General features: G+C 70.9%; 10 protein-coding genes, 1 pseudogene and 1 riboswitch. Of the genes and pseudogenes, 5 read left to right on the top strand and 6 right to left on the bottom strand.

Going from position 1 to position 13,582, the window contains the following annotated elements; all coding sequences use genetic code 11:
- The first annotated feature begins 33 nt into the window (after positions 1 to 33).
- Positions 34 to 1,827, top strand: coding sequence for an AMP-dependent synthetase/ligase (locus ABZZ22_RS11420; RefSeq protein ID WP_354930865.1), 1,794 nt, complete (start codon positions 34 to 36; stop codon positions 1,825 to 1,827).
- A 47-nt stretch (positions 1,828 to 1,874) separates the two neighbouring features.
- On the opposite strand, the gene ABZZ22_RS11415 is transcribed toward ABZZ22_RS11420, so the two are convergent.
- The 4 genes from ABZZ22_RS11415 to ABZZ22_RS11400 form a co-directional block, all read right to left on the bottom strand.
- Positions 1,875 to 3,107, bottom strand: a complete 1,233-nt coding sequence (locus ABZZ22_RS11415) for a M48 family metallopeptidase (RefSeq protein ID WP_354930862.1) — start codon at positions 3,105 to 3,107, stop codon at positions 1,875 to 1,877.
- Between the two features lie 79 nt (positions 3,108 to 3,186).
- On the bottom strand, positions 3,187 to 4,437 hold the full coding sequence (locus tag ABZZ22_RS11410; protein WP_354930860.1) for a hypothetical protein: 1,251 nt from the start codon (positions 4,435 to 4,437) through the stop codon (positions 3,187 to 3,189).
- 25 nt (positions 4,438 to 4,462) lie between these two features.
- Positions 4,463 to 5,455, bottom strand: coding sequence for an NlpC/P60 family protein (locus ABZZ22_RS11405; RefSeq protein ID WP_354930857.1), 993 nt, complete (start codon positions 5,453 to 5,455; stop codon positions 4,463 to 4,465).
- 15 nt (positions 5,456 to 5,470) lie between these two features.
- Positions 5,471 to 5,674: riboswitch (cyclic di-AMP (ydaO/yuaA leader) on the bottom strand.
- Positions 5,675 to 5,770: 96 nt separating this feature from the next.
- A complete protein-coding gene (locus tag ABZZ22_RS11400; RefSeq protein ID WP_354930854.1) occupies positions 5,771 to 5,983 on the bottom strand; it encodes a hypothetical protein in 213 nt (70 codons plus the stop codon).
- Positions 5,984 to 6,106: 123 nt separating this feature from the next.
- On the opposite strand from ABZZ22_RS11400, the gene ABZZ22_RS11395 reads away from it, so the two are divergent.
- Both ABZZ22_RS11395 and ABZZ22_RS11390 read left to right on the top strand, forming a co-directional pair.
- Complete coding sequence (locus ABZZ22_RS11395) at positions 6,107 to 7,372, top strand: NYN domain-containing protein (RefSeq protein ID WP_354930851.1); 1,266 nt, start codon at positions 6,107 to 6,109, stop codon at positions 7,370 to 7,372.
- A gap of 83 nt (positions 7,373 to 7,455) precedes the next feature.
- Positions 7,456 to 9,360, top strand: a complete 1,905-nt coding sequence (locus tag ABZZ22_RS11390; protein WP_354930848.1) for an APC family permease — start codon at positions 7,456 to 7,458, stop codon at positions 9,358 to 9,360.
- Here ABZZ22_RS11390 and ABZZ22_RS11385 read toward each other — a convergent pair.
- Positions 9,341 to 11,269 carry a hypothetical protein gene (locus ABZZ22_RS11385; protein WP_354930845.1) on the bottom strand — a complete coding sequence of 643 codons (1,929 nt, stop codon included), beginning with the start codon at positions 11,267 to 11,269 and terminating at the stop codon, positions 9,341 to 9,343. The two genes, ABZZ22_RS11390 and ABZZ22_RS11385, sit on opposite strands and share 20 nt — an antisense overlap.
- Positions 11,270 to 11,315: 46 nt before the next feature.
- Between ABZZ22_RS11385 and ABZZ22_RS11380 the strand changes: the two genes are divergently transcribed.
- Together ABZZ22_RS11380 and ABZZ22_RS11375 are read left to right on the top strand one after the other, a co-directional pair.
- The gene (locus tag ABZZ22_RS11380; protein WP_354930842.1) at positions 11,316 to 13,073 is read left to right on the top strand and encodes a DEDD exonuclease domain-containing protein; all 1,758 of its coding nucleotides are present in this window, start codon (positions 11,316 to 11,318) and stop codon (positions 13,071 to 13,073) included.
- Positions 13,074 to 13,096: 23 nt separating this feature from the next.
- Positions 13,097 to 13,375, top strand: a complete 279-nt coding sequence (locus tag ABZZ22_RS11375; protein ID WP_179657112.1) for an Lrp/AsnC ligand binding domain-containing protein — start codon at positions 13,097 to 13,099, stop codon at positions 13,373 to 13,375.
- On the opposite strand, the pseudogene ABZZ22_RS11370 reads toward ABZZ22_RS11375, so the two are convergent.
- Positions 13,358 to 13,582 (bottom strand): annotated as a pseudogene (locus ABZZ22_RS11370) (ATP-dependent DNA ligase); the annotation flags it as partial. The gene ABZZ22_RS11375 and the pseudogene ABZZ22_RS11370 overlap by 18 nt on opposite strands.

Genomic DNA, 13,582 nt, shown 5'->3' with positions numbered 1-13,582 from the left:
GTACCCACCTACCATCAGTATGCGGAGGCCCTAGTGCGCGAGTTCTCCACGCCCGCGACGTACGTTGTTCCCCCCACCGGCAACCTGACCGACGACGTCGTTCGCAACGCCGCCGAGGCGCCCGGTGTCGCTGTCCTGAGCCGCCCAAGCGCCGACGGCACCTGGGACGACGTCACCTCCGCCGAGTTCCTCGCTGAGGTCTCCTCGGTCGCGAAGGGCCTGATCGCCGCGGGTGTCGGCGCTGGAGACCGGGTCGCGCTGCTCTCGAAGACGCGCTACGAGTGGACGCTGCTCGACTACGCGATCTGGTTCGCCGGCGCGACGACGGTGCCGATCTACGAGACCTCCTCGGCCGAGCAGATCGCGTGGATCCTCCAGGACTCCGCGACCGTGGCGGTCATCGCCGAGGACGCCGGTCACATGAGCCGGATCAGCGAGGTCCGCGCCGACTGCCCCGCGCTCAACAACGTCTGGTCGATCAACGACAACGCCGTCGAGCTGCTGGGCAAGCTCGGCACCGACATCACCGACGAGCAGCTCGAGGCCCGTCGCAGCGCGATCACCCCCGAAGACGCCGCGACCCTGATCTACACCTCCGGCACCACCGGGCGACCGAAGGGCTGTGTGCTCACCCACGGCAACTTCATGTTCGAGCTCGGCGTCGTCGTCGACTCGCTCGACGACCTGTTCACCTTCGAGGGTCGCAGCACGCTGCTCTTCCTCCCGCTGGCCCACGTCTTCGCGCGGATCATCCAGATCGGCTGCATCAAGTCGCGCACCCGCCTGGGCCACACCCCCGACATCAAGAACCTCGTCGCCGACCTCGGCACCTTCCAGCCGACCTTCGTGCTGGCGGTGCCGCGAGTCTTCGAGAAGGTCTACAACACCGCCTCGCAGAAGGCGGTCGCCGACGGCAAGGGCAAGATCTTCGACCTGGCCACCGAGGTCGCGATCGAGTATTCCCGGGCCACCGAGACCGGGAAAGCGCCGTTCCTGCTCGCGGCCAAGCACAAGCTGTTCTCCAAGCTCGTCTACGGCAAGCTGCTGGCCGCGCTCGGCGGCAACTGCTCCTACGCGATCTCCGGCGGGGCGCCGCTCGGCGACCGCCTGGGCCACTTCTACCGCGGCATCGGCGTCACCGTTCTGGAGGGCTACGGCCTTACCGAGACGACCGGCGCGCTCACGGTCAACCTGCCCGAGGCGTTCAAGATCGGCACCGTCGGACGGCCGCTGCCCGGCACGGCGGTGCGCGTCGCCGACGACGGCGAGCTGCTCTTCAAGGGCGGCCAGGTGCTGAAGGAGTACTGGCAGAACCCGAAGGCGACCGCCGAGGCCAAGACCGCGGAGGGCTGGTTCCACTCCGGCGACCTCGGCGAGGTCGACGACGAGGGCTTCGTGAAGATCACCGGCCGCAAGAAGGAGATCATCGTCACCGCCGGCGGCAAGAACGTCGCCCCGGCCGTCCTCGAGGACCGCCTTCGTGCCCATGTGCTCGTCGACCAGTGCATCGTCGTCGGCGACGGTCAGCCCTTCATCGGCGCCATCGTCACCATCGACCCCGAGGCCCTGCCCACCTGGGCGGAGGCCAACGGCAAGTCCGGTGACATCGACGCCCTAGCTGAGGACGAGGACCTGCGCGCCGCGGTCCAGAGCGCGGTCGACGACGCCAACAAGGCGGTCTCGAAGGCCGAGTCGATCCGCAAGTTCGTGATCATCCCCGACTCCTGGACCGAGGAGGGTGGCCAGCTCACCCCCAGCCTCAAGCTCAAGCGGAACGTGGTCATGCGCGAGTTCAGCCACGAGGTCGAGGCGCTCTACAGCAAGTAGCTCTCGTGGCGCCGCGAGGCGCATCTGTCTCGTGCTGCGCATTGATGTCAGTCGAGCACCCGGTGAGCGATAGCGATGCGCTGCAGCGTCGTCGGGTGCGAGCCGAACCACCACTGCGACCAGGCCTGCGGGGACGGGTCGGAGAGCGAACGTACGCCGAGGTCGTGCTGCAGCCTCGTGAACGACTCCAGGTCGCCGGTGGCACGGAGTGCGTCCACGTCCGCGCGGGCCTCGACGTGCCGGCTGAGCCCGTTCTCGACGGGCATCGCCAGCACGCTCGCCAGTGCGAAGACCGCCATCAGCATCGGGACGGCTTCGGGGGTGGAGTAGTCCTCTCGGCGCCGGTAGGACAGCAGCAGGCCCAGCAGGCCGACCCCGGCGACCGCGCCGGCGGCACCGATGACCGTCCCGACCAGGACGTCGTCGTGCTTGGCGTGGGCGAGCTCGTGGGCGACCACGGCCAGGACGGCTCCGCGCGCGGCCGCACCTCGCTGCGAGTCGACGAGGTTGTCGTAGAGGACCACCCGGCGGGTGGATCCGAAGCCGGTGACGTACGCGTTGAGCGAGGTCGTGCGCCGGGAGGCGTCGACCACCAGGACGTCGTCGAGGTCGACGCCCTCCCGCTCGGCGATCGCCATCACATCGGTGCGGAACTGGCCGCGCGGCAGCGGCTCGAAGTCGTTGAACAGCGGCTCGATGACGACCGGGTAGACGAACGAGCCGACCACCACGAGGCCGGCGACCAGGCCGGCGGCGAGCGCCGGCCACCAGCGCCGGCCGAGGCGGATGCACGCGAAGAGGACGAGCAGCGCCAGGGACGTGGTCACGATGCCGACGACCTGGTTCAGCAGCGAGTCACCCAGCCAGGCCCCCCAATCTTGCCTGGAGAGCCCGTAGCGCAGCTGCAGCCGCTGGATCGCCACCCCGAACGGAAGCGTCGCGATCCAGCCGAGGAACGTGACCACGATGACCGCCAGCACCACCCGGAGCAGCCACGGTCCCCGCAGCCTCGCCACCAGACGCCGTCCGATCGGGGTGAACCCGAGCACGCAGGCGACCGCCAGCGAGACGACGAGGCCGGCCCGGCTGATCCAGCGAGCGGCGCCGGAGTAGGCCAGCATCCGCTCCAGCTCCTCGGCCGCGAACACGTCCCGTTCGTCGGGCAGCTCGAGTGCGCCACCGGGATAGGGCTGCCACGGGATCAGCAGCCAGGCGAGCACCACGAACGCGACCGTCCCGACAGCGAGAACCACCCAGGACGTACGTCTTGTTGCGATCACGCCGCCACCCCCGTAGCGCAAGCGCCAGGATACGGACGCGGCGGCGTGTTGCACGCAAGGCTCACTCGCTGACGCTCGCTCACGCCGCAGAGTCTGACAGATGGGTCCGCCAGCGGGCCGTCAGCTCGTCCTCCCCGAAGCCGAAGCTGCTCTGCAGGGACTTCTCCAGAGCGATGCCACGCCCGGTCTCCTCGTAGAGATCGACCAGAGCCTCCTCACCGCCGGCCTCGGCGAGCACCTCGCAGGCGAGCCAGGCGGCTTCGTACTCCGCACCGAAGTGCTCCGAGCGGGTGTTGAACTCGGCCTTGCCCGGCAGATGGTCGGGCGCGCCGTTCTCGCGGACCTGGGCGAGGATCTGTCCGGCGGTCTTGCTCAGCGGGAGAGTGGTGTCGCGAAGCGCGACGTAGTCGGCGAAGCCCTCGACCAGCCACATCGGCCGGTTGGTGCCGGTCGGGGCGTCGGTGGCCGCGTGGGTCGCCTCGTGGGTGATGACCACCTGGGCGCCGGGGGCGTCCAGGTCGCCGATGACGCCCTGGTTGACCCACACATGCAGCGGTGTTCCGGCCTTCGTGGAGCCGTCGACCGTCGCGGTCACCGCGGCGACCGCGGAGTAGGCCCCGGGCTGCGCGCCGAGCGCCCACTCGAGTCCGGCCGCGGGCACCTCGAGGACCAGGCGGGGATCGTCCCAGGAGATCACCTTGCGAACCTCGTCGACCGCGGTCGCGGCCAGCTCGGCGTAGCGGTCGGCGACGTCGGCGGATGCTTGGACGACCACGAGGGTGGAGTCGGTGCGCCGCACCTCGACCGGGCCGCTGAGCCACAGCGGCAGCCGGGTGCCCCGGGCCGCCGAGAACCCGGTGATCGCGCCGTCGGCGTCGAACCCGACCTTCAGCTCCTCGGTCAGCACCGGATCCCCGGGCGTGCGCCACGACATCTCGACGTCGGCGGTCCAAGAGCCGTCCGCTGCCACGTTGCCCGACTCGGCGACATACTTGGCGGTGACGTCCTCGACGCCGATGGCGTGTGCGTTGCGCACCGCCACCGAGACGGTGTCCTCGCCGTCGGGCTCCGCCCCCTCACGTACGCCGGTGACCAGCTCCTCCAGCGAGACCCGGGCGTTTGCGGTGTCGGCGCGCACGACCGGGGCGGCAGTCGGGGTCGGCGCCACGTACTCGCCGCCGCCGGTCAGCCGCCAGCCGACGAAGCCCGCCAGCAGCATCACCAGCACGAGACCGGCCCCGATCAGGGCCGGTCGGGCCTGAAGGCGGGATAGAAGAGAGCCGACCGTTCGCACCTGCGAACGATCGGCCTCTTCGGGGTCCTGGGTCAAGTGGTTCCTGAGCCTGTCGAACGGCTCAGCCCGGGCGGACCGCGCCCGTGTAGGGCATCTGGTCGATCGGCGAGACCTTCACACCGGTGCTCGGGTTGGACGCGTGCACCATCATGCCGTTGCCGATGTAGATGCCGACGTGGCTGATCGGGCTGTAGAAGAAGACCAGGTCACCCGGAGCGAGCTGGCCGCGCGAGACCTGGGGTCCGCTGCTGTACTGCGCAGAGGAGGAGTGCGGGAGCCCGACACCGGCCTGGCCCCAGGCACCCATGGTGAGACCGGAGCAGTCCCACGAGGCGGTGCCGGTGGCGCCGTAGACGTAGGCGTCGCCGACCTGGGCGAGGGCGTAGTCGACGGCCACCTTCGCGCGCCCGGAGGGCGGCGGGAGGTTGGCCGGGATGCCCGCACCGGCGCCGGCTGCCTGGAACTCCTCGAGCTCGTCGGCCTCGAGCTCGTCGAGCTCGGCCTGAGCGGCCTCGAACTTCTTGTCGATCTCGCTCTTCTTCTTCTGCATGGTCGTCTTGACCTTGGCCATCTCGGCCTTGCTCTCCTCGGTCGCCTCCCGGCGCACGTGGAGGGCCTCTGCCTCGGTGTTGTACCGAGCCAGCAGGTCGCCCTGCAGAGCGTTGTAGGACGAGACGGTGGAGAGCCCGGCGAGGAACTCCTGCGGGTCCTCGGAGGTGATCACCTGGCCGACGGCGGAGACGTCGGAGCCCTCGAACTGCCGCAGCACGGAGTCACGGAGCTCGGCCCGGATCTTGTCCAGCTCCTTGCTCTGCCGCTTCTCGTCGGCGCTGAGGTCCTTGAGCTGGTCCTTGATGTCCTGCAGCCGCAGCTTGGCGTTGCTGTAGTCCTCGTTGGCTGCCTCGGCCTGGGTGTAGAGCTTGTCGACCTTCTCGCGAACGTCGTCGATGTCTGGTTCGGCCTGGGCGGGGGTCGCGGCGGGAATGATCCCGGCGACACCGATGGCGGCGATGCCGGCTGCTCCGGCAATGAGTCGCTTCCGGTCGCGTGTCACGAGCGGACGGTCTCCTTGTGTAGTCGTTGACGCCTACCGGGTGAGCTGACGGGTTCAGGCACGACCTGCCCTACCACCGCTCCTCGACCTGAGCTTCCAGATCGTCCTCGCGGCGGATGCACCCCAGGTGATCGCACTCCATGTTGCGGCGTACGACCGGTGTGGTTCCCCGGCTCCTGGCCCACCCCGAAGCGGACCTGGATTGAGCGCGGCACCCGCGTGGGCCGGTTGACCCACTTCCACGAGCGCCAATTCCCTGCGCACACTAGCCGACGCCATCCCCCACCTGCCAACCACCCACGCCCAAAAGTTCGGCTACATACCCTCCACCAATGGCAGAGCCACCATCCGCAGCGGCGGGACCAGGCCACCATCGGCGAGCACGTCGAGCGCCCGGCGCTCCTCGTCCTCGATCAGCTCCGGAGGAGTGATGAGCTCCGGGGGCGGGCCCAGCAGCACGGTGACCACGCAGTCGTGGCACGCCAGTCCCCGCACCAGGCAGGTGTCACAGTCGATTCTCGTCGTCATGTGAGTGACGGTCTCACCGAGCACCGACATTTTTGCTTTCGTACGGTTGCGTCCGGCGTGTCATCACCATCGCAGCGGAGTATTCGAGGCGGCGATCGCGGACCGGGTCCCTACACTTGAACCATGGAGGTCTCCGCGTACGCGACGCTCCCCGACACGGTCCGGGGGCGCATCGTCGCGCTCACGGCCGGGGTGCTTCCCGACGTGGCGCGTCTCCCACCCGCGCTCAAGCGGATCGCCGACTTCGCGCCCGCCCGGCGCGCCAAGGCCGGTGGCGCGATGATCGCCTCGGTGCTGGACGGCGACGACGAGGTGCGGGAGAAGATCGGGAGCCAGCTGCGCCCGGCGTACGTCACCGAGGGCTCCCCCGACGACCTCGTCCTGCCCGAGGAGCCGACGGAGGCGGCCGCCGTCCTCTGGCTCGTGCGCCCCGACGGCTGGGAGGTCTCGCTCAAGGAGGCCCTGGACCGGCTCGAAGCCGCCGCCGTGCCTGCGGTCGACGCCGAGGTCGCCCGCCTGCGCGTCAAGCTCGCCGCGGCCGAGGACGAGATCCGTGAGGTGCGTGCCGACCGCAAGGTCCGCATCGACGACCTCAAGGCCGACAACACCGCTCTGCGGCGCAAGCTCGGGGAGGCCCGGGCCGCCGCCCGCGAGGCCGGCACCGGACTGGACGAGGCGCTGACCGAGGCCCGTGCTGCGCTCTCCCGCGCCGAGGACGAGCTCTCCGCGCGCGACCGCCAGCTGCGCCAGCTCCGCAGCCAGATCGACAAGCTGGAGCGCGAGGCGGCCGCCGAGCGGCGTACGTCCAAGACGGATCGCGAGGACGCCTCGCTGCGGGCCCGGTTCCTGCTCGACACCCTGCTCGACGCCGCGGGCGGGCTCCGACGTGAGCTCGCGCTGCCTCCCGTCACCGGCACCCCGGGCGAGCGGGTGGAGTCCGAGCTGGCCTCGGCCGACCCCGTCGCCGGAGCCGGAGTGACCAGCAGCGCCCACCTCGAGCAGTTCCTGGCCATGCCGCGGGTCCGGCTGATCGTGGACGGCTACAACGTCTCCAAGGCCCTGTGGCCCGGCTCGGCGCTCGATGCCCAGCGGCTTCGGCTGCTGCGGGCGATCGCGCCGATCGCCGCCCGCACCGGCGCCGAGACGACCGTCGTCTTCGACGCCCACTCGGCGTCCGTACGCCCCACCGCCGTGCCGCCTCGTGGCGTCAAGGTCCTCTTCTCCCCTGAGGGCGTCATCGCCGACGACGTCATCCGCGACCTCGTCGACGCCGAGCCCTCCGGCCGCATCGTCCTGGTCGCGACCGACGACGCCGAGGTCGTCAAGGACGTACGCCGCGCCGGCGCCCGCACCGTCCCGCTCGCCTCCCTCTCGCCCCTGCTGGGCTGATCCAGCCGGCTTCCTGCGCCGCACCGACCTGATTCGATAGGTTCTGCGCACGTTCGAATCACCGGAAAGTGGGAGACCAGCGCGTGCGGCACGCCCTCAACGCGATCGCCAGGGTGCTCCTGTGCGCCGCGGGATTCGTGATCGCCATCTACGGCACCCTGCAGCTCGACCGGCTCAAGTCGCTGAGCTTCCGTGAGGTGCTGCACGAGCCGATCTTCTGGCTGACGGTCTTCGGCAGCGTGCTGACAGCGATCGCGTTCGCGGTCCTGCAGCGGCCCCGGGCCTCTGCGGGTCGGGCTCCCCAGCCCGTGGCGACCGTCGAGGCCCGCACCGAGCCCCGGAAGGACGAGCCGAGCGAGAGCCCCGCCGAGGACGGCGACAAGCTGAGCCTCGTCGAGGTCGTCGGTCTCGCCGCTGGCGGCGTCATCGGGTCCGGCTGGCTCCTGGCCGTCCCCGGCCTCCACGAGAGGCTGGGCGAGGCCGCGCTCCTCGGCTGGGCCGCAGGCGGCGTGCTCATGCTCACGATCGCTGTCGTGATGGTCGAGTTCGGGCTCATCTCCCAGCGCACCGGCGGGCTCCTGTTCCACCCCCACGACGCCTTCGGGCCGTTGGTGGTGATCATCCTCGCGGCGTCGCTGTGGATCTCGTACGCGATCAACCCTGCCGCCCAGGCAGCGGCCGCGGTCGACGGGCTGGCCGAGATCGTCCCCGCGCTCGCCGGCCCGGGCGGGCTGACCGGGACCGGCTCCGTCCTGGCGGTGCTGGTGACCGCCGCGATCATCGGCTTCGTCCTGCTGCCCCGGCGGCTCGTCCTGCGCACGAACGCGGTCCTGACCCTGGTCAAGATCGCGCTTCCGGTGGTTCTCGTGGTGTGCCTGGCGCTCGCGGCGCCCGCTCTGGCCGGGTCGGGACCAGGGGCCGGGGCCACGCCACCCGGGCCCACCTCGACCGGCGTACTGAGCGCGCTGATCACCAGCGGCGTGATCTACGCCTACATCGGCTTCCAGGCGCCCCTCGACGTGACCGGTGAGGTCCGTGGCGGTCCTCGCGCGGTCGCCAGACGGGTGCGCTGGGCGGTCTACGGCACTGTCGTCGGCTCGTTCCTGCTCTACTCCGCCCTCCAGCTGGTCTACGCGGAGCACATGGCAGGCTCCGGAGCCGAGCACGGCACCTCGTACGCGCGGCTGACCGACTCGGCCACGCTGATCGGAGCACCGATGGACTGGCTGGTCGTGCTGGTCCGCCTCGCCGCGATCATCGCCCCGATCGGCTCGGGCATCGTGTTCACCTACGCCCTCAGCCGCGAAGTGTACGCGCTCAGCGCGGAGAGGTACGTCCCGAGCGGGCTGCACGAACCGCGGGCATCCAGGCTCCCCGGCCGCACCAGCGACTCCTTCTGGCTGATCCTGCTCGTCAACCTGGTGCTCGCGCTGGTCGTCCTGGTGGCGGTCGGCGGCGACTGGCACACCCTGGCCGTGCTCAACACGATCCCGATCCTGATCCTGTACGCGGTCACCTGCGTCGTCCTGGCGGTGCGGTCCGAGCTGCTCGGCGCGGGGTTCCAGCAGCTCCTGCCCGTTGCGGCGTACGCGGCCTTCGTCGCCATCGCGCTGGTCGTCAACGAGTCCGCCTGGGACCGGGTGTGGAAGGGCGTGGCGGTCATCGCCTGGGGATCCCTCGTCCTCCTCGTGCTCCCCTGGCTCCATCACCTCCGGTTCCCCGGCCTGGGCTGGTACGACGCCAAGAACCACGGCGCGCGGCTGTTCTCCCGCGACCCGGCGAACCGTCCGTTCGTCGTGCTCGCGGTGTACCTCGCCGCGCTGACGCTGCTGAGCGCCGTCCGTCACCGGGTCGGCGACGACTCCGTCTGGAGCGTGTGGAGCCTGCGTGGTCTGGTGATGATCGTCGCCTCGGGCGCGTTCGTCCTCCTCGTCGGCGCGGGCCGCCGCTACCTCAGGCAGACCCAGCTCACGACGACCCGGACCTGACCCACTCGGCCTCCTCCTCCTGGCCGGCGGCGACGAGGGTCTCGACGACGGCGTCGACCCGGGCACGGTCCTGCCATCGCCCCACCGAGCGCCGCAGCACCCCGGCCCGGCTCGCCGTCGGATAGCGGTGCAGGCGCAGCCGTGTGGTGATGCCGACGATGTCGGTGGGCGTGACGCTCTGCGCCTGGTCGAGGTAGCGGATCAGCAGCCGGTCGGCCGTGCGGGCCAGCTCCCCGAGGCGCTCATCGCTCGCCGAGGGCGCCGCCAGGCGGAGCCGATGGGCGGTCTCGGCGAGAGTCGGCCCGGCGCCTCGCCTGCTGATCGCCTCGTCGGCGAGGTGATGCCAGGACGTACGCACCGCGTCGGTGAACCCGGCCGCCTCGAGGGCCGCGAGACACTCGGCGTACCAGGCGACGTACCGCTCCTCGGTCGGCGTCGGATAGCCGAGCAGATCCTCCGCCAGCCGCCAGCCGACGTCCGCGGCGACGGCCGACCGGCCCCGCCTGCCGACCCGGGAAGGTACGCGGTCGAGCAGACCCACGATCTCCCCGGGCGGGCGGAGCCTGACCAGGGTGGCGGCCTGACGGCGAAGGTCCTCACCCAGCGACCTGCCGTGGGCGTCGGCGAGATAGGTCACGATGCCCTCCACGACGGCGGATCCCATCGGCTCGCGGTCCGTGCCCTCGGGGGTGAGGACCCAGTGGAGCAGGTTCCGCGTGGTCTCGGCGGAGGGCTGCGCCCACGACCACCGGTCGAGGAAGTCGCCGAGCCGCTCGATGTGGCCGCTACGGGCGAGCGCGCGCACCAGCAGCGCCGCCTCGACCTCGCTCCCCTCGTCCATGAGGGTCTCGCAGATGCGCTTCAGGTTCGTCGGCGTCGCGTCGGCGGCCAGGGCCGCCACGAGGCGATCGCGGCCAGGTCCCCGGCTCCCACGCAGCAGGAGGACCACCTGCTCACGCGCCTCCTCGGAATTCTCCCTGCCGTCGAGGCGCAGCTTGAACCAGTCCTCGAGCACGCGGCCGCCCGGGCACAGCGCCCAGAACGCGGCGACGAGGTCGTGCTGCTGGCCGGGACCCGGCGTCCGGCCCAAATCACCGATCGCGCCGAGGGTGCGCCAGAGCAGGTCCAGCGAGATCTCCCGAAGCCTCGGGGTGGCGTCCAGCGCGACGTAGAGCAGCGCCTTGTCGAGGTTCGAGCGGCCGCTGGAGAGGGCCGCGAACTGCTTCACGGTGTCGTTGACCAGCGCCGTCGCGCCGAGCAGGTGCAGGGCCCGGAGGAACCGCGCGATGTCGGGGACGGTCCGCTGCCGGAGCACGTCGTGGATGACGGCATAGGCGATGGAGGCATCGTGCTCGGTCTCGATCGCCAGCCGGGCAGCGTCCTCGGGCGGGCGGTGCAACGCGGCCGCCGCGATCAGGATCACCCGGTCCGCGGCCGAGTCGAGGGAGGTCGCCGCGGCGGCCGGGTCGCCGTCCGCGATTCGACCGTACGCGTGCAGGGCCTGGACCGCGATGGCCGGACGGCCCTGCGTACGCAGCTGCGCGAGCCAGGCCACGAACCGGTCGACACCTTGGGCGGCGACCCGCGCGAAGGCGTTGTCGATCAGCTTCTGGGTGTTGAGGACCTCATCGGTCTGCGCGCCGTCGAGCACGGTGACGTACTCGACCAGGCCCGCCAGGTCGCCGGTCAGCGTGTCGAGAACTCGTTCGTTGAACCGCAGCGCCGCGGCCAGCCCGTCCGCGTCCAGCAACGTCCTGGCCTGCTCGCCGGCCTCTGCCGGCTCGACCTGCAACGAGCCCGAGCGAGCGAACCAGCGCGCCCACGGGCGCTCCTCGTTCCCGCCCGTGGAGCCCTCGTTGCCCCCGTTTCTCGCCGCGATCGCCCGCACCTCCCCTGTCAGGTGGACCACACCCTAGTGGCGCAGGAGTGTCGGCGGCACTCGCTAATGTGTTCGCATGCGAAGTAGTCCGGCGGTGCGTGAGGCGCGCCTGGAGATGCGCGCCCGTGCGGTCGCTCGCCGCCAGCGCGAGCATGTCACCGGGGACTGGGAGGCGCAGCGAGGGTTCGACGAGCTCGGCAGGCCGCTGCGCGACCTCACCTTCTGCGTGGTCGACCTCGAGACCACCGGCAACAGCCCCGACAACGGCGGGATGATCACCGAGATCGGGGCGGTGAAGGTGCGCGGTGGCGAGGTGCTGGGCGAGTTCCAGACCCTGGTCAATCCTCACACCGGGATTCCGCCGTCCATCGCCGTGCTGACCGGGATCACCAACTCGATGGTCGCCTCCTCCCCCACCATCGAGTCGGTGCTGCCCACGTTCCTCGAGTTCGCCGAGGGCTGCGTGCTGGTCGCCCACAACGCCCCCTTCGACGTCGGCTTCCTCAAGCACTGCGCGGCCGAGCAGCAGCGCCCGTGGCCGCGGTTCGAGGTGCTGGACACGGTCAAGATCGCCCGCCGGGTGGTGACCCGCGACGAGTCGCCCAACCACAAGCTCGGCTCGCTCGCCCGGGTCTTCGGCTCCCCCACGACGCCCAACCACCGCGCCCTCTCCGACGCCCGCGCGACCGTCGACGTCCTCCACGGGATGATGGAGCGCCTCGGCAACATCGGGGTGCAGACCCTCGAGGACCTCAGCGTCTTCTCGGCCAAGGTCACCACCGCCCAGCGCAAGAAGCGTCACCTGGCCGAGGACCTGCCGCACGCCCCCGGCGTCTACCTGTTCAAGGACGCCCAGGGCCGGGTCCTCTACATCGGCACCTCGAAGGACCTGCGGACCCGCGTACGCACCTACTTCACCGCCTCTGAGACGCGGTCCCGCATGGGCGAGATGGTCGGCCTGGCCACGACCGTGCAGGCGATCGAGTGCGCGACGGCGCTGGAGGCGGGCGTGCGCGAGCTGCGCCTGATCGCCGAGCACAAGCCGCCTTACAACCGCCGCTCGCGACGGCCGGAGAAGATGCACTTCGTCAAGCTCACCCGGGAGCCGTGGCCCAGGCTGTCGCTCGTCAAGCAGGTGCTCGACGACGACGCCGACTACCTCGGCCCGTTCGGCTCCAGGAAGGTCGCCGAGAAGGCGCTCCAGGCGCTGCACGACACCTTCCCGATCCGGCAATGCTCCGACCGGTTCCCCCTGCTCCCGAAGCGGACCCCGTGCGTCCTCGCCGAGCTCCACCGCTGCCTGAGCCCGTGCGACCAGAGCGTCTCCGCGGAGACGTACGCGGCCCTGGTCTCACGCGTCCGCGAGTCCCTCCTCCACCGGCCCGACGAGGTCGTCGAGACGGTCACCGAGCGGCTCACCGGCCTGGCCGAGCAGGAGCGGTTCGAGGAGGCTGCCGTCCACCGCGACCGGCTGGCCTCCTACCTGCGCGCCGCCGCCCGCACGCAGCGGCTCAGCGCGCTGACCCGGCTGCCTGACCTCACCGCGATCCGGCGGGAGGACAGCGGCCGCTGGGCGGTCCATGTGGTCCGTCACGGTCGGCTCGCGGCGGCCGGGGTGATCCCGCGCGAGGCCAACGCGCACTCCTACGTCGCCGACCTCCAGCTCAGCGCCGAGACGGTCCTGGACGCACCCGGTCCGGTTCCGGCCGCGAGCGCCGAGGAGACCGAGCTGGTGCTGCGCTGGTTGGAGTCCCCCGGTGTGCGCCTCGCCCACATCGAGGGCGACTGGACCTGTCCGATCGGTGGTGCGGGCCGCCGGGCAGCAGCCCTCTAGTGCGATCGGCTAACGTGACCTGCGTGATCACAGCGATCGTCTTCATCAATGCCGAGGTCTCCCAGATCCCCGAGGTGGCCGAGGCCGTGGCCGCCATCGACGGAGTCAGCGAGGTCTACTCCGTCACCGGTCAGATCGACCTCATCGCCCTGGTGCGCGTCCGCGCCCACGAGGACGTGGCCGTGGTCGTCGCAGACAAGGTCAACAAGGTCCCCGGCGTCCTCGAGACCGAGACCCACATCGCCTTCCGCACCTACTCCCAGGTCGACCTGGAAGCCGCGTTCTCAATCGGGCTCGACTAACGGGCGCAGCCCGTCGTGTGCAGCCGAGTCGGCGCATCTGCACGCCTTGGAGCGAAGCGAAGCGAGCGAGGCGAACGGGCGCAAGCCCGTCTCGTGTAGCCGAGTCGGCGCAGTGAAGGAGAGGTCCTTCCCCTGCGACCAGCGGCTCTGGGTGCCGGGGACGCGGTCGGGGTTGGCGGTCAGCCACTCGCTCCAGCGGCCCCATGG

The sequence above is a fragment of the Nocardioides sp. NPDC006273 genome (assembly GCF_040613495.1).
Lineage (GTDB): Bacteria > Actinomycetota > Actinomycetes > Propionibacteriales > Nocardioidaceae > Nocardioides.
This window is presented reverse-complemented; position numbering and strand designations above follow the sequence as displayed.

Bases quoted from the DNA above. Each gene is read 5' to 3' on its own strand.
- ABZZ22_RS11400 (WP_354930854.1), bottom strand. From the start codon at position 5,983: ATGACGACGAGAATCGACTGTGACACCTGCCTGGTGCGGGGACTGGCG.
- ABZZ22_RS11395 (WP_354930851.1), top strand. From the start codon at position 6,107: ATGGAGGTCTCCGCGTACGCGACGCTCCCCGACACGGTCCGGGGGCGC.
- ABZZ22_RS11380 (WP_354930842.1), top strand. From the start codon at position 11,316: ATGCGAAGTAGTCCGGCGGTGCGTGAGGCGCGCCTGGAGATGCGCGCC.